The following is a 15226-nucleotide window of genomic DNA, read 5'->3' on the forward strand; positions in this document are numbered from 1 at the left end:
TTCTGAAAAATGATAAAAAGCGCCTCCATCCGGAGACTCTGGCAAAATTACGAAAAAATAGTCGGAAAAGACGCATAAAAGGAGATAAAACACAGATAATGATATATTAAAGAGGCTTATGTATAGTGGCTGTTTTAGAATTTGATTACTTTTGCAGTCTGGAATATGGCAGCTTATATTCAAAATTATACACAAAGGGAGAATAGAAGTATGCGCTTTAGATATTTTAAAAGTCCTGAGAAATAAGCAATTTATTGATTTAAAAGATGTCCTCACCATTATTCATAATAATCGTTATTGCCTCGATTTTACTTGTTGCACGTGTGATTGTGCAAGTGAATTTTAGAAAACGAGATTCGGAACTATCTGAAAAAATCAGTGAGATACTCTCAGATAGAAGCAAAAAATCGGATGATTGTCAGGGCAAAGAATTTCATAGCGATATCAAAGAAAAATGCTCGGTTTCTGATATAAAGGATGTTTTTGAAAATAAGTTTCAAGGCAAGATAGTTTCTGCATCTCAAAAAAGAAATTTTATTGTGGCCTATTCAGATATTTATGATCTGGCGTGTTTATTTGTGAAAAGATCAAATAAATTAAGGATTACTCCGTCTGAAAAAATCGTACAATTTATTTATGATTTTGAATGCATACATTCTCTTGTACAAGAACATAATGAAAAAGTGATAGGGAATCTGCTTAATATATATAAGGACTTTTTTGATACATGTTTGAAATATCCATTAGATAGGCAGCAAAGACGCTCGATTGTTTCGGAGGAGGACAATTGCTTAGTGGTCAGCAGTGCGGGGAGTGGAAAGACATCGTCAATAATTGGGAAAGTTAAATATCTGATAGAAAAAAAGGGAATAGCACCACAAAAGATACTTCTGATAAGTTATACAAATAAGGCGGCATCTGAATTGACGGAGAGGCTGGATATAGCAGGACTCAGAGGCTATACATTTCATAAATTGGCAATTGATCTGATAGGACGGAATACAGGCATAAAACCATCAATCTGTGACAATACGGATGCCTTATTCGTGACAATATACCAAGAGCTTTTGGAAGATGCTGCCTTTAAAAAGAATGTGATTGAATATTTCATAGATTGCCAATCTCAGGAGGCTGACTGGGAACAAAGGAAGAATGAAAAACGAGAACAATTGGCAGAACAAAAGAAGCCACGGATGAAAGCATTATTACCAGATATGGACGGGAAACCGGTCTATGTTAGAAGTGAGCAGGAGCAGAAGATTTGCTTTGTACTTTCCTCTCTTGGGGTTCGGTTTAGATATGAGGAGCCATATGAGTACCTCTTAGCTGATGAATTTCATTCTCAATACACTCCGGATTTTTCCATTTATTATGAGAAAAATGGTAATATCAGACGTATATATCTGGAGCATTATGGAATAGACGAGCATGGGCAAGTGCCAAGATGGTTTGCGGAAGACAAGAATATGACATATGAAGAGGCAAATCAAAAATATAATGACGGGATTACATGGAAGAAAGCGGCCCATGAAAAGTTTGGTACTGAACTTATAACAACATCAAGTGCGGATTTCTATAATTTTGATATAAGAGATAGGCTAAAGAATAGATTGGAAAATGCTGGAGTCCCGATTAGTGAAAAAAGCGATACAGAACTGTATGACGCGGTTATCGCCAAAGGCAGTAAGCAGGAAAAGGCTTTTATCAGATTAGTTGTGACGTTTGTTACATTGATAAAATCGAGTTGCAAGTCAATTGATGAAGTTTTGTGTAAAGCTTACAATGAGCACGATGAGAGAAGTGCATTCATGATAAAGAATATTTTTATGCCGGTCTATAAGCGTTATTGTAATGCTTTAAGTGCAATGAACAAGATCGATTTCACGGATGCGATTCTTCAAGCTACTGAAATTTGCCGTTCTTCAGATATGGTTAGCTATGATTATATTATAGTGGATGAATTTCAGGATATTTCGGTTGACAGATATGAATTTTTGAAAGTGTTACGTGACGGTAATCCACCTGCTAAGCTTTATTGTGTCGGTGATGACTGGCAATCGATATATCGGTTTTCTGGCAGTGATATGACATTGTTTAATCATTTTCAGGATTATTTCGGCGAGACAGAAATAAATAAGATAGAGACTACCTATCGTTTCGGAGAACCGTTAGTGGCTCTGTCTTCGGAATTTATACAGCGCAACGATAATCAAATAAAAAAGGATATTCATTCTTTCAGTGCACAGGCAAGGACGGATTTGTTGTTTTGTCCATATGACCGTGGAAGCTATTGTGATATAATAGCACAGATTATCAACCAGATTCCACCGGATAAGTCAGTATTTCTTTTAGGACGATATTCTTTTGATGACTATTATCTTTCGTTCAGGTATAAGCCTATAAAACGGGGGAATAAATTTTTTTATATTATTGGAAGCCGTGAAGTGGAATTCATGACCGTACATAAATCAAAGGGGCTTGAAGCTGATTATGTGATTTTACTTCAGTGTAATAAAGATACATATGGATTTCCATCGCTTGTCAGTGATAACCCGGTGCTTGGTTATGTTCTGACAGAAAGTGACAGATTCCCGTATGCAGAAGAGCGACGGTTGTTTTATGTAGCGATAACACGGGCTAAGATAAGGACTGCAATTATGTATGACAGGCGCTTCCCCTCAGTTTTTGTAGATGAATTCCTGCACCCGGAGCAGATCTCAGAAGAGAGTTATGTCAAGCATCCCAACGCAAATAAGCGCTGGACACAAAGTGCGGACCGTTTCCTTCTGAAGCTTCATCGAGAGGGAAAAAGTATAAAGTATATTGCTTCAAAAATGGGTAGAAGCCAGACTTCTATAATTATGCGACTCGATAAATTGAGCAAGTCATAAAAACTAAAAAACATCTTTAGCCGTCTGATGCATAGCTGTTGGGAGTTATTTGCAATTGTCGGCTGCAATAACTACTTTTGCATAAGGAAAATCTGTGCCGGATAAATCGGCGCGTCTTCATAAGATACCAAATGGAACATCTGATAATCCGCAATTTCGGTCCTGTGACCGACATAGATATTGTACTTAAGAAGATAAATGTCTTCATAGGTGAACAGGGTGTAGGCAAGAGTACCATTGCCAAACTTCTGTCATGTCTGAGAGATGTGTCGCTCTATGATGTGATTTTGACGAAGCGGGAAAATTGGGAACAGATTATCGAAAGAATTTTTTCAATATATGGAATTCAGGGTTGTTTCAGATCTGATACATATATAGAGTATTTTAACGGAGCTGATATTTCGTTGATCTATGAATCAGGTGCTTTCCGGATGACAAGCAGTGAGCGCAGTGAGGATGAGCTTCGTGATTTTGTAAGCAATGTCATGGACCGGTGTCTGATGGAGACATTTAAAAATCTTGGCATTGAAACATTCGAATTAAGTCAGGAAGAACTGTCAAAGCTGATAGCAAAGCACCGCCGGGTTCTTGCTTCGAATCTGCGCTTGTCGTTCTATTGTCCTGCTGAAAGAGGTATTGTCGGCGCGTTGTCAAACTCGATGGCCAGTCTTTTTATGGCTCAAGTCCCATTACCTGACACGCTGATGGAATATATGAGCTTCTTTGAAAAGGCAAAAAATCATTTTAAATCATATGATCTGCCGTTTCTTCATTCGAAGTATATGCTGGAAGACGGTGAGGATTCGGTGAAATGCGGTGACCGTGTCATCCCGTTGCGCTACGCTTCGTCGGGGATGCTGTCGATAATTCCGCTGCTGATGATCATAGACTATTGTGTTTCCGAAAATTATTTTCAGAGTTTCACGATAGAAGAGCCGGAGTTGAATCTGTTTCCATCTAATCAGCTTGAACTGATCCGCCAGATACTTTCAAAGACTAATTCAGAAAAGTGTAAGGTCGGCACATGGACTCTGACCACCCACAGCCCGTATATACTGTCGATTCTTAATATCTCACTGCTTGCGGGACTTATAGCCGACAAATATCCCGATGCCGCTGATGCTCTGACTGAAAAATTGCCTGCCGACAATTTTGTCAAGCCCGGTGAGATTGCGGTCTATTCGCTGGAGCATACTGCGGAAGGCAAATCTGATTGCAGGGATATCTTAGACCGATCGACAGGGTTGATACAGGCCAATTATCTTGACACGGTGTCAGATCTGCTTTCAGGTGAATTCAACGGTCTTTATAAACTCTATCTGTCTCTTCTGCGTAATTCAAAGTGATGATGGCAGTCCCTCAGGCGATTTCAAATCTGCAACTGCGACGGGCTTTCCGCGGATATGCCGCAGAGTTAATGGACTGTGTGGAGACCCGGTCAGACGCTGTCGTTTATGTTATTGACGATAACGATCGCGGGATTTCATGTTTTGCCGGAGCCGAAGCGGCAGTTTCGGGCTGCTTTATAGGACTGAATCCGGCGAACCATGAGCTGCATCTGCTATCGATTGACAACGGGCTTTTCAAGAGTCCGGAGGGCGGGGTGGCTGACTGTGCGCTTATACATGCAGATCTGTTTGCCTTTGTCGAATTCAAATCGAATGCAGAAGGCAAAACGCAGGACAGCGTGACATATACTTATGAAAAAGCGATTTCGCAACTTGAACACACGCTTGAAATGTTCAATGCGAAGCTGGCAGATATCGGGCTCGATTTCAGGAAGGCGGTTGAAGTGGTGTGTCATATCATAGTTTCTCCGATTTTTCCGCGTCAAAGTGCTATGGAGATGAACTATTGTATGAGATTCGCTATAGACAATGGAGTTGAACTCAGTTTCGACAATCAAAGAATTTTTTCACATACAGATAATCAAAATCATACCGAAAGAACCATGACAAATGAAAATCTTATGACTGCTGCCGAGGCGCAGCAGTGGGTCGAGAGCCGCGAGTGGGCCAACGGATGGTCCGTAAACGCTGACAAGAGCATTGATGCTCTCGAATTCGCCAATCAGTATCACCGCAACAAGGCTCTATGGGACAAGCTTTTCAAGTTTCTTGCCGAGACTGATCCGATGACTCTCGAAGCGGGAAAGAAGATTGTGCTTGAGGAGGGCCGTCTGTGGATCAATGTGCTCGAATATACTCCGAAGTCTGCTGAGGAAACCAAGATCGAGTCTCACCGCAATTTTGTCGACCTGCAGTACACTTATGAGGGCAACGAACTGATGGGTGTGGCCGGAAAAGTGACCCCGATCAATGAGTATGACCCCGTGAAGGACCGCACTAACTATTCTACCGATGAGGAGATTGTCTATTCTCCTGCTCCTGCCGACCGCTTTTTCCTCTATTTCCCGAAAGACATGCACCAGCCGTCGGTGCGTTCGGTTGAAAATCCCGGCATCTCGCGCAAACTCGTGGGCAAGATCGAATATGCCAAATAAGAGGCTGTCTTTTTGCGGTTTCTGAAATTCAGTCATTCTGACTCCAAAAATAATGCAGATCAAGATGACCCGTCAGCGGGTGTTGCTGATTTCTCTATTGTCAGTCATTTGCGGGCTTGTACTGCCCTATGTGGCGCTTGGAGATTATGTCTATTGGACCGATGAAGCTTATCAGGCCCTGTCGGTCAGAAATTATTCTGATGCGCCGATCGGGATGCTTGCGTTTTACATCGGCAATCTGTGGACGCGTCTGGCCGGCGACGGCCTCTATCAGTTGCGGTTGCTGATGGTCATCTGTTATCAGATATCAATAGCGGCGTCTTGTCTTTTCCTGTATAGGAAGACAGGACAGCCGCTTTTATCTTCGCTGCTGTTTCTGATGTTGTGTGTGGCGGCGCGTTTCGTATCGTTGCCTCTCTATGGATGGGATGCGGGTGCCTATCCGTTCATGACGGCATTTGCTATAGGCTTGCTGTGGTATATGGGGCGTCCGGGTTTAAGGCGGATTGCGGCCGTAGGTGCGCTCTCGGCGCTGATGGTGTTGAGCCGGGCGTCTACGCTTGCTGCACTGCCGGCGATTCTGGTGCTGATCATATGGGGCAGCCGAGATGAAAGGAGGCGCTTAGTGACTGTCGTGAAGCAGTCGGCGGTGGGGCTCATTGTCTTTGCGGCTGTTGGATGTGGTGTCATCCTGCTGATGACCGGAGGCGATTTCAGTGTTTATGTCAGAGCGTGGTCACCTGACAATATCATAAACCGCCATTTTGAGACTGGCTATCTGATATGGCGGTTGCAGGAATGCAGCCGAAACGTCTTTGTGGCCTATTATCCTATGGCACTGTGCTTTGCCGGAGCGTGTCTGGTGGGCTTGATGAAGCGCAGCCGGCTTGCCGGTTTCTGGACGGTCTCGGCGGTCTGCGCGTTTCTGTCGTTCAACTTCATGAGGATGTATCTCAAAGATGACATCCATCCTTTCGGGTTGCTACAGAGTTTTTACATACTGGTCTTAGTGTTGCCGTGGCTCTATAATGCCACTCATGACAGCAGGCTGCGGCCGGAAGTGGCGCGTATGACGGTGGTTACAGGCTGTGTCATGCTTGCCACAGTCGGGTCTGACGGTTTTGTAGAGAGGCCTATGGTGCTCACGGGCATTCCGCTGCTGTGTGCGCTGATGGATAAGCGGCTTTACAGTCTGTTGATTTCCTATACTGGGGTCGCCCTGGTGTCAGTGCTGGCCATGACTTTATATATGCAGCGGGAAAATCTTAAGACTTCTACTGCGGATCTTGGCGGATTCGGCCATCTTGCCGGGCTGAGTGCCGATCCGGAGCTTACAGACATATTGACACTGACTGAAATCGCTCCGCGGATCGAGGCGATAGCCGACAAGGGAGGCCAATATGCCGTAGTGGGGACAGAACGCTATATCTATGACTATATCTATAAGGACACAACTTCCTACAACCTGCATCATTTCCACTATCTCGATGGAGAAGATGAGCTGGGAATACTCCTGGAGCTGTGCGTGGCATATGATTACATATTCCTTCTCTCAGGACGAAACAAGAGTTCGGCATCCATGCTCAAGGCTTGCGGTTTCGAGGTGGAGTGTGAAGGATGCGGATTTACGCTGTATCATAGAATGTGACCGACGGAACGACATCACGCGTGAATGTCCTCTGAGAGGCCGTTTTGATTCAGCTTTGGGCCGGCGTGGAGCTGTTTTTGGAACTGTTTGATCCGTTTGCGCCTCCCGAAGTTTTCTTCCGGCTGTGGTTCTGATGGTTCTTGCGGGAGTTGCGTTTGTTGCTGTTGCTAATGCTGTTATTATTACTCTTGTCGTTGTTGCTGTTATTGCCTTTGCGCCCTTTGCCCCCTGAGCGGGATGGTTTGCGGTTGCGGCGGTCTCCACGGCTGCTCTGACGGCGTGAGGGGGTGTATTCCGGTGCTTCGCCAAGTTCGGCTGGCACTGTTTCCTTGCGCACTTCATAGCCAAGGAAATTTTCTATCTGGCCGAATTTCGACTGCTCTTTGGCAGAGACAAGGGTGACGGCTTTTCCGTCGGCATTGGCGCGGGCGGTACGGCCGATACGGTGGACGTAGTCTTCGGCTTCGCGGGGCACGTCGTAGTTGACCACCATTGCGATGTCGTCGATGTCGATGCCTCGCGCTACGATGTCAGTGGCTACAAGCACATCGATTTTGCCGGCTCTGAAGTCAAGCAGCACTTCTTCGCGGACATTCTGATCGAGATCCGAGTGCATCTCTCCGGTTTTTACCTTGCAGCGGCGCAGTTCGCGGGCGAGTTCCTTGACTTTGATTTTCGAGGATGAGAATATGATGACTCGCTGAGAGTGGGCTGTGCGGAAGAGGTGCTTGAGTATGCCTGTCTTCTGGCCTTCATGGCAGACGAATGCCGACTGGTCTATTTTTTCGGTCGGGCGGGAGACAGCTATCTTGACTTCGGCCGGATCGTTGAGTATGGCTTTGGCCAGCTGCTGGATTTTCGGTGGCATTGTTGCGGAAAACATCAGGGTCTGGCGATCTTTTGGCAGATGCTTGACAATCTGCATGATATCATCATAAAACCCCATGTCGAGCATGCGGTCGGCTTCGTCGAGGATGAAATAGGAGACGCGCGAGAGATCTACATAGCCCATCTGCAGGTGGGCGAGGAGGCGTCCGGGAGTCGCTATCACCACATCGGCTCCCATTTTTAGCCCGCGTTGCTGCTGGGCAAATCCGGCTCCGTCGGTTCCGCCGTAGATGGCCACGCTGTTGACAGGGACGTAGTAGGCGAAGCCTTCCATCTGGCGATCGATCTGCTGGGCGAGTTCGCGGGTGGGCGACATCACGATGCAGTTTACATAGTCTTTTGCTTCGGGCATGTCGGCCAGGCGGTCGATGACGGGGAGCAGATAGGCGGCGGTTTTTCCGGTGCCGGTCTGGGCTACGGCTATTAGGTCGCGGCCTTCAAGGATCACGGGGATAGCCTGTTCCTGGATTGGGGTGCACTCGTCGAAACGCATTGCATCGAGTGCGTCAAGTATATCGTAGCTCAGATCAAGCTCGTCAAATTTCATATAAGGGGAGTGATATTATATATTATAATGTGGTAATGATTGCTTCGTGGATACAAAATTACCAAAATTGCTATAAAAAAACAAATCGGTGACCTCGGAGCGAGGTCACCGATCTGCTATTGGTTGAGTCGATTTAAATCGTGACGATAAGGATTAGCGTACAACGATTTTGCTGACCTTAGAACCCTGGCGGCGGATCACGATCTGGCCGGCTACGGGTTCGCTGAGGCGGATGCCCTGGAGGTTGTAGTATTCAACGGGGGCATTTTCGTCAGCAGAGTCGGTAACGATGCTGTCGATGCCTGACTGGTCGTCTGAAACGAAAGGAATGTCTTTTTCAAGTTTGAAGAATTCAGGATACTTTTCTTTTTCGCCCCAAGCAGAAGTTGCGGCATCCCATTTGTAGAAATCGCCACCGATCATGAGGGTGAGGTTGTAAACTTTCTGGTTTGTGCCATTAATTGATTTTGTATCAACAACGAGCTGGCTGTTGAAGCCGGGCCAGAATGTTACATTTTCAAGTTTGCCAAAGTTTGCACCGTCTTTTTTGATGATAACAGAGCCTGTGAAATTCTCAATTGCACATCCGGTGTTGGCATCGCCTTCGCCAAGACCGCTTACAGCAACAGAGTTGAATACGGTGCCGGTCATGTCGGGGTCTTTGTTAGGATCTGCCTGTTCGAACTTGATTACGATGTTTGCTTTGCTGCCAAGGAAGTCAGAGAGTGTGACAGTTTTGTTGACTTTGTCAAATTCGAGGGGAGTTACAATTTCGTCAAATGACTGACCATATGTTGCAGCTCCATTGCCTTTCATTGCGAAGGTTTCGCCTTCAGCGGGATCTTCGCTTGTACCGGGATCTTCAGCTTCTTCGTATCCGAGACCGGCTACATTGCCTGTGCCACCGATTTCGGTCATACAGTATGTCCCGGCACTTAAAGTCCATGAAAATTCCCACATGTTGTTCTTTTCACCATCAGCTCCGCAGTTCTTGCCTGTTTCACCATTAGCATAAGGCATGGTCTCAAAAGAAGAGTTGAATACATTTACCGCAGTTTGCTTGTTGTTGCCGGTGCGCAGATAGCAATAGAGAGTGACCGGTTTTTTTACCTCAACTTTGATTGAGGTGCAATCTGCTTTCTGTACTCCGAAAGGAGATGCTGCATTAGGAGCAGCGTCAGAACGAAGCTGGAACCATCCGGTACCTGCGAGGTTTACATCGCCGAATACGTAAGCTTTACCGGTCTGGCCGCCTTTTGCATCAAATGTTGTTGTAGCGGTGAAGAATTCGTTGTTTGCAATTACTGTGTTTGCCGGCAGAGGATTGCTCTGGTTGGGGTTAGTTTTAATTACTGTGGGAGCAGCATTAGCAACAAAGGTGACTGCAACTGCTGCCAGTGAGAGTAGAGTTTTTTTCATACGCAAAAAAAAGTTTTAATTTGGCCTGGTACAAGGCCGATTGGTTATTAGTAAGGTGAAAAATATTGTCTGTTTTCGAGATTGCAGATCCGAATGTTCAGACTGAATTTGTCCACTGATTTTTTTTCGAAAAATCTTGACAAAGATAGTGATTTTTTTAATTTCGGGTGTCAATATGCATAAAAAAAATCTAAAAAAAAGAAGCAGCCCTTAAAATCAGGACTGCTTCCGTTGGATTTTTATGCTTGTATGAAGCGGATGGCTGATTATTAGCCGTTAACTTTCTTCATGTGAGCGATGAGATCGAGCACCTTGTTAGAGTAGCCGATTTCATTGTCATACCAGCTGACAACCTTAACAAAAGTAGGTGAAAGCATGATACCTGCGTTCTTGTCGAAGATAGAAGTGCGGGGATCGCCGAGGAAGTCGCTTGAAACGACTGCGTCTTCGGTGTAGCCGAGGATGCCTTTGAGTTCGCCTTCAGAAGCTTCCTTCATAGCGGCGCAGATTTCGTCGTAAGTAGCGGGCTTGGCGAGGTTAACGGTGAGGTCAACTACAGATACGTCAAGAGTGGGGACACGCATTGACATACCGGTGAGTTTGCCGTTGAGTTCGGGGATAACTTTACCTACAGCCTTGGCAGCGCCGGTAGAAGAGGGGATGATGTTGCCAGCGGCAGCACGGCCACCACGCCAGTCCTTCATAGAGGGACCGTCGACAGTCTTCTGAGTAGCGGTGGTAGAGTGAACGGTAGTCATGAGGCCTTCAACAACGCCGAACTTGTCATTGAGCACCTTGGTGATAGGAGCGAGACAGTTGGTGGTGCAAGAAGCGTTAGACACGAACTGAGTGCCCTTGACGTAGCTATCCTGGTTAACGCCGCAAACGAACATGGGGGTGTCGTCCTTAGAGGGAGCTGACATAACCACGTATTTTGCGCCGGCTTCGATGTGAGCCTGAGCTTTTTCCTTGGTGAGGAAGAGGCCGGTTGATTCAACAACATATTCAGCACCTACTGCACCCCAGCCGATTTCAGCGGGATTCTTGCAAGCTGTAACGCGGATAGCCTTGCCATTGACAATGAGGAGGCTCTTTTCGAGATCGTAGTCAACAGTGCCGTCGAATTTGCCGTGCATTGTGTCGTACTTGAGCATGTAAGCCATGTAGTCAACGGGGAGAAGGTCGTTGATAGCAACTACTTCGATGTCATCGCGCTTGGTTGAGGCACGGAATACGAACCGGCCGATGCGGCCAAAACCATTAATACCTATTTTTGTCATAATTTTGTATATAAAATTGGGTTGTTATGTTCTTTCTGATCCTATTGAAAATTGTTGAGACGCAATGCAAACCGTTCCAGAGCTGACGGCGGTTTGGGCCGTGCTCCAAAAACGCCACAAAGGTACTATTATTTTTTGAATTTCCGTCAAGTCTCAGCAAAATAAAATTAGCGTTTTTACCTTGTTTTATTTAAAAAAGTAAAATAAGGTGTATGTTTCGTGGTAATACGATGTTTTTTGAGTATTTTTGCGAAAATGGATCACGAGTGGAACAATTGCCGGCCGGTGTTTGTTTCATAGTTTTAGAAAAGTTCACCACAGTTTATAATCAATAACAATTCTAATGTCATTTGTAAAGGAATTCAAGGAATTTGCCATGCGTGGCAATGTCATCGACATGGCAGTCGGTGTGGTAATCGGTGCCGCTTTCGGCAAAATCATCTCCTCGCTGGTCGATGATATCATCATGCCTCTGGTCGGGGTGGCCACCGGTGGCATCAATTTTACCGACTATAAGTTTGTGATCCAGCAGGCAGTCATCGACGGAACCACTCAGGAAGTGCTTAAGCCCGAAGTGACGCTCAACTGGGGCTCGTGGATTCAGACGATAGTCGATTTTTTCATTGTGGCACTGTGTATTTTCATCGCTATCAAGGGCATCAACCAGTTGAAGCGCAAGGAAGAAAAGGCTCCGGCTCCTGATCCTGAACCGACCAAGGAAGAGGTGCTTCTCACCGAGATCCGCGATCTTCTTAAGGAGAAAAACTGATCGCGCCGGATGTCTGCTCCCGGCGAGGGGGCAGATTTTCAGTATGGGTGCAAAAAAAGTCAGAGATGTCTGCGTTGAGGGCGTCTCTGACTTTTTTGTTCAGGATATTTATCTATCCGGCGGGTTTATTTCGATTCTGCGGGGCGGGCTATGCCGTCTTTTGTGCAGCGTTCAGTCATGCGTTTGATGCGCTCTTTGGTTTCGGGGTGTGAGGAGAACATCTTGTTGATATAAGAGGACGATGCGCCTGCTTCAGCTTCCATTTTCTGGAATTTTTCGAAGGCCTGGACCATGCCCCAGGGGTTTTTGCCGTGTGATTTCAGGAATTGATAGCCGTAGTCATCAGCTTCTTTCTCCTGCTTCTGCGAATATTTGGCGTTGATGAGCGATTCGCTGAGCTGGCCGAGCTGAGAGTCGGTGAGGGCAGCAGCCACGCCGCCGGTTGATGCTATGCCGTCTTTGAGAGCGCCGGTCATGAGCTCGGTGCGGAAGGCGTTTTTGGAGTGATGTTTTGCCACGTGGCCGATCTCATGGCCGATGATGCCGAGGAGCTCGTCGTCGCTCATGATGTCCATCAGTGAGGAGAATACTCGCACACTGCCATCGGCGCAAGCGAATGCGTTGACGTCAATCACGCGGTAGACTTTGAAATTCAGGGGAATTCCTTCAACATCGTTGAGTCCGTCAGTGAGTTTCTTGAGACGGATGGTGTAGGGGTCGTCATCAGGGGTGACGGGATTGTTGGCATCCATCCAGTCAACTGATTCCTTGACATAGGCAGCCATCTGGGCATCGGTGAGGGTTGCTGCCTGCACTGCTTTTTTGCCAGCGTTGATAGCTTTGCCGAGGTTGAACTGGGCAGACGCAGGAGCTGCGATGGCCAGACCGAGGGCGATGGCCATTGTTCTGATGAGATTCTTTTTCATAAAATAATGTCTGTAATTTATGATTAGTTTATAAAGTTCGTGCCAAAAATCACATCTGGCTTTGAAGAGAGCCGGATGTGACGCAGGTGCTTTTCAAGTGGCAAAATTATATATTTTTTGGCAAATTTCCGAGATTGGATGTAACTTTGCCTATGAAAATATCCGAATAAGACCAATCATTGTTTCAGATAGCGCTATGACTAAAAGCAAGACCACATTCAAAGATATAAAAAATGCACTGAAATGGATGGGTGCCATCCTGTCGGTGATGCTGTTTTACGGTTTTTCGATGGCTCTCTACGGCCACACGTTAGTTGAGTGGTGGGAACCGCTCGGCATAGCCCTGACGGCAGTTCTGGTCATCTGGTTTCTGCTGCGCGGATTCTGGGGTAAGGTATGGAGAGGTGTCAATCCATATGTGGCTCTATTGGGGCATATGGTCGTGATGACCGGTGTGGTTCTGTTTCTGATCCTCGGTCTGAATTTCTGGTTTGCAGATGACACTACCCTGCACACCGAGGAGGTGACGGTGGAGAAACGACTGCAGGAAAAACACTACCACACCCAGCGCGTGGGGCGCAACCGCTATCGCCGTGGCAATCCATATTATAAATATATATTGCGTGTGCGCTTCGACAACGGGAGGCTGAAAGAGATAGAAGTGCCGCTTAAGCGCTACAACCGGACCAGGACAGGAGGCAAAATGACACTCGACCTTGAAACAGGCCTTTGGGGCTATCCGGTCATCACCACCTGGTTTTAGAGGGCATTATGGCCACTCTGAGAAACCGGGCGGTGAGATCGGAGGCTGGATCAGCGTGGCACGGCTGTCAGCCTTGCCGCCATGTAGGGCAGCTGTGGCAGGGTTATCAGCGAGTGGCCGCTGAAGGTTCCGTCAAGCACAGTGGAGGTCATGCCCCAGGTGTCGATAAGTTCTATTCTGTAGGTTTTGTCTTCCGGCAGTTCAAGCAGGAGCTGGCAGTGGATGTCGCGGCCGAAGTATATGAGATACCAGTCATCGCCGGCGCCGAGAGTCGGATAGTTCTGCCATCCGGTTATGCCTTCTACCGGTGTGAGACGGGCTGAAGGTGCGTCAGCTAGAATCTGTTTCAGATATCTGATGCGGTCGTGGCTTTTGCCCCGGAGCACACCTCCTTTTGACCACCACAGGATTTCGTCTGATCTGTCAGGCCCGACTTCGGGCTGTGTGAGTATCACTTCTCCGTGGCCTACAAAAGCACCTCTTGTGAAGCCTTCCCAGAATTTCTGTACCATTTCTTCGGCTGAGAGGGTGCCCCACACCCAAGGGATGTTGCCTTCGTAGCGGCATTCGTCGTAAATGACCGGCTTGCGATATTGAGAGCGCAGGTTTCCGGCATTGGCCATGTCGGATGACTGGATGCTGACGTGGGTGACGTATGGGTCGTTCTGGTCATAGAGTTTAACGCCGTTGTGGATGCCTCTCAGATGTCCGTAGGGATCGTTCAGAGCAAAGAAGCGGAGATGGTGCTGCCAGTCGGCGGTGTCATAGGCTTCCATGAAGTCATATTCGTTGGCCATGCTCCACCAGACGTTTTTGAATGCGCCGAAGCGGGAGATTACATATTGCATGTAGCGGTCTCTGGTTTCCTTGTCGAGTTTGCTGAAGCCCCAGCGGTCATAGGGATGATAGACAATCAGATCGGCTTCGATGCCGAGGCTGTCAAGCGAGGCGATGCACTGTTCGATGTTTCTGAAATAGGCGGGATTGAGACGGTTGAAATCCCAGTTGCCGGTCTCACCTTCGAAAGGATATAGAATCGGTTCGTTGCGGTTCCAGTCGTAGCTTTTGGGGAATATGCACATTCGGATTTTGTTGAAACAGCTGTTGCGGAGGGTTTCGAGCGTCAGCCGTCTGAGGCTGTCGGGCTGATGTGTCCATGCGTAGCAGGTAGTACCCACGGGAATGTAGGCGGTTCCGTCGGAGTAGGCGAATCCGAGCGAGTCGACTCTGACAGGACCGTGGTTTCCGGGTGATGCCGGAAGGCAATCGAAACTGCCCCGCAGATTCGATTTCGGATTGTTTCCGGAAGTGCGGTAGGTCCACCGGCCGGGCTTGTGGGGCATGAAGCGGATTTTATATGTGTCGTTGCCGTCATAGAATGCGCTGACTTTTACGGTGTCGCAGCCATTGATGAAGGTGCATCGGGAGTCGATGTTGTCAAACGGATGCTGACCGGCTTTCTGCCGGAATGAGAGTTCGAATATTTTCCACTGCTCTACTGCCGGGGCTGCGGAAACTCCGGCTGCCGTAGCCCCTGACAGAATGCAGATGATGGAGATAGCTGTGCTGATTATTCTGTTCATAATTGTTAC

General features: G+C 47.1%; 11 protein-coding genes. 6 read left to right on the forward strand and 5 right to left on the reverse strand.

Features of this window, described 5'->3' with window-relative positions:
- Positions 1-266 precede the first annotated feature (266 nt).
- From E7745_RS07065 to E7745_RS07080, 4 genes are all read left to right on the forward strand, one after another.
- Complete coding sequence (locus E7745_RS07065; RefSeq protein ID WP_124075781.1) at positions 267-2891, forward strand: UvrD-helicase domain-containing protein; 2625 nt, start codon at positions 267-269, stop codon at positions 2889-2891.
- A 131-nt stretch (positions 2892-3022) separates the two neighbouring features.
- The gene (locus E7745_RS07070) at positions 3023-4237 is read left to right on the forward strand and encodes an AAA family ATPase (RefSeq protein ID WP_136408534.1); all 1215 of its coding nucleotides are present in this window, start codon (positions 3023-3025) and stop codon (positions 4235-4237) included.
- Positions 4237-5394: a YhcH/YjgK/YiaL family protein gene (locus E7745_RS07075; protein ID WP_136408535.1), complete on the forward strand. Its 1158-nt coding sequence runs from the start codon at positions 4237-4239 to the stop codon at positions 5392-5394. Before E7745_RS07070 ends, E7745_RS07075 begins: the two co-directional genes overlap by 1 nt.
- Before the next feature lie 52 nt (positions 5395-5446).
- Positions 5447-7042, forward strand: coding sequence for a glycosyltransferase family 39 protein (locus E7745_RS07080; protein ID WP_124075780.1), 1596 nt, complete (start codon positions 5447-5449; stop codon positions 7040-7042).
- A gap of 49 nt (positions 7043-7091) precedes the next feature.
- Here the strand turns inward: E7745_RS07080 and E7745_RS07085 are convergent, their stop codons facing one another.
- The 3 genes from E7745_RS07085 to gap all read right to left on the reverse strand — a co-directional run bounded on the left by E7745_RS07085 (position 7092) and on the right by gap (position 11176).
- The gene (locus tag E7745_RS07085; protein WP_124075779.1) at positions 7092-8477 is read right to left on the reverse strand and encodes a DEAD/DEAH box helicase; all 1386 of its coding nucleotides are present in this window, start codon (positions 8475-8477) and stop codon (positions 7092-7094) included.
- A 153-nt stretch (positions 8478-8630) separates the two neighbouring features.
- Positions 8631-9896, reverse strand: coding sequence for a hypothetical protein (locus E7745_RS07090; RefSeq protein ID WP_136408536.1), 1266 nt, complete (start codon positions 9894-9896; stop codon positions 8631-8633).
- 269 nt (positions 9897-10165) lie between these two features.
- Positions 10166-11176, reverse strand: a complete 1011-nt coding sequence (gene gap, locus E7745_RS07095; RefSeq protein WP_107032914.1) for a type I glyceraldehyde-3-phosphate dehydrogenase — start codon at positions 11174-11176, stop codon at positions 10166-10168.
- A 343-nt stretch (positions 11177-11519) separates the two neighbouring features.
- Between gap and mscL the strand changes: the two genes are divergently transcribed.
- Entirely contained in the window at positions 11520-11945 is a 426-nt protein-coding gene (gene mscL, locus E7745_RS07100; RefSeq protein ID WP_107032915.1) for a large-conductance mechanosensitive channel protein MscL, read from the forward strand.
- 125 nt (positions 11946-12070) lie between these two features.
- Here the strand turns inward: mscL and E7745_RS07105 are convergent, their stop codons facing one another.
- Complete coding sequence (locus tag E7745_RS07105) at positions 12071-12871, reverse strand: M48 family metallopeptidase (protein ID WP_124075777.1); 801 nt, start codon at positions 12869-12871, stop codon at positions 12071-12073.
- 196 nt (positions 12872-13067) lie between these two features.
- Between E7745_RS07105 and E7745_RS07110 the strand changes: the two genes are divergently transcribed.
- Complete coding sequence (locus E7745_RS07110) at positions 13068-13634, forward strand: hypothetical protein (protein WP_124075776.1); 567 nt, start codon at positions 13068-13070, stop codon at positions 13632-13634.
- Positions 13635-13684: 50 nt separating this feature from the next.
- On the opposite strand, the gene E7745_RS07115 is transcribed toward E7745_RS07110, so the two are convergent.
- The gene (locus E7745_RS07115) at positions 13685-15217 is read right to left on the reverse strand and encodes a DUF5060 domain-containing protein (protein WP_123399448.1); all 1533 of its coding nucleotides are present in this window, start codon (positions 15215-15217) and stop codon (positions 13685-13687) included.
- Between the last annotated feature and the right edge of the window lie 9 nt (positions 15218-15226).

Origin of the sequence: Duncaniella sp. C9 (genome assembly GCF_004803935.1) — a bacterium.
GTDB classification, from domain to species: domain Bacteria; phylum Bacteroidota; class Bacteroidia; order Bacteroidales; family Muribaculaceae; genus Duncaniella; species Duncaniella muris.

Excerpts from the sequence above, each read along its gene's own strand:
- E7745_RS07070 (WP_136408534.1), top strand. The coding sequence starts at position 3,023 with ATGGAACATCTGATAATCCGCAATTTCGGTCCTGTGACCGACATAGAT.
- gap (WP_107032914.1), bottom strand. The coding sequence starts at position 11,176 with ATGACAAAAATAGGTATTAATGGTTTTGGCCGCATCGGCCGGTTCGTA.
- E7745_RS07115 (WP_123399448.1), bottom strand. The coding sequence starts at position 15,217 with ATGAACAGAATAATCAGCACAGCTATCTCCATCATCTGCATTCTGTCA.
- E7745_RS07065 (WP_124075781.1), top strand. The coding sequence starts at position 267 with ATGTCCTCACCATTATTCATAATAATCGTTATTGCCTCGATTTTACTT.
- E7745_RS07090 (WP_136408536.1), bottom strand. The coding sequence starts at position 9,896 with ATGAAAAAAACTCTACTCTCACTGGCAGCAGTTGCAGTCACCTTTGTT.
- E7745_RS07080 (WP_124075780.1), top strand. The coding sequence starts at position 5,447 with ATGCAGATCAAGATGACCCGTCAGCGGGTGTTGCTGATTTCTCTATTG.
- E7745_RS07075 (WP_136408535.1), top strand. The coding sequence starts at position 4,237 with ATGATGGCAGTCCCTCAGGCGATTTCAAATCTGCAACTGCGACGGGCT.
- E7745_RS07105 (WP_124075777.1), bottom strand. The coding sequence starts at position 12,871 with ATGAAAAAGAATCTCATCAGAACAATGGCCATCGCCCTCGGTCTGGCC.
- mscL (WP_107032915.1), top strand. The coding sequence starts at position 11,520 with ATGTCATTTGTAAAGGAATTCAAGGAATTTGCCATGCGTGGCAATGTC.
- E7745_RS07085 (WP_124075779.1), bottom strand. The coding sequence starts at position 8,477 with ATGAAATTTGACGAGCTTGATCTGAGCTACGATATACTTGACGCACTC.
- E7745_RS07110 (WP_124075776.1), top strand. The coding sequence starts at position 13,068 with ATGACTAAAAGCAAGACCACATTCAAAGATATAAAAAATGCACTGAAA.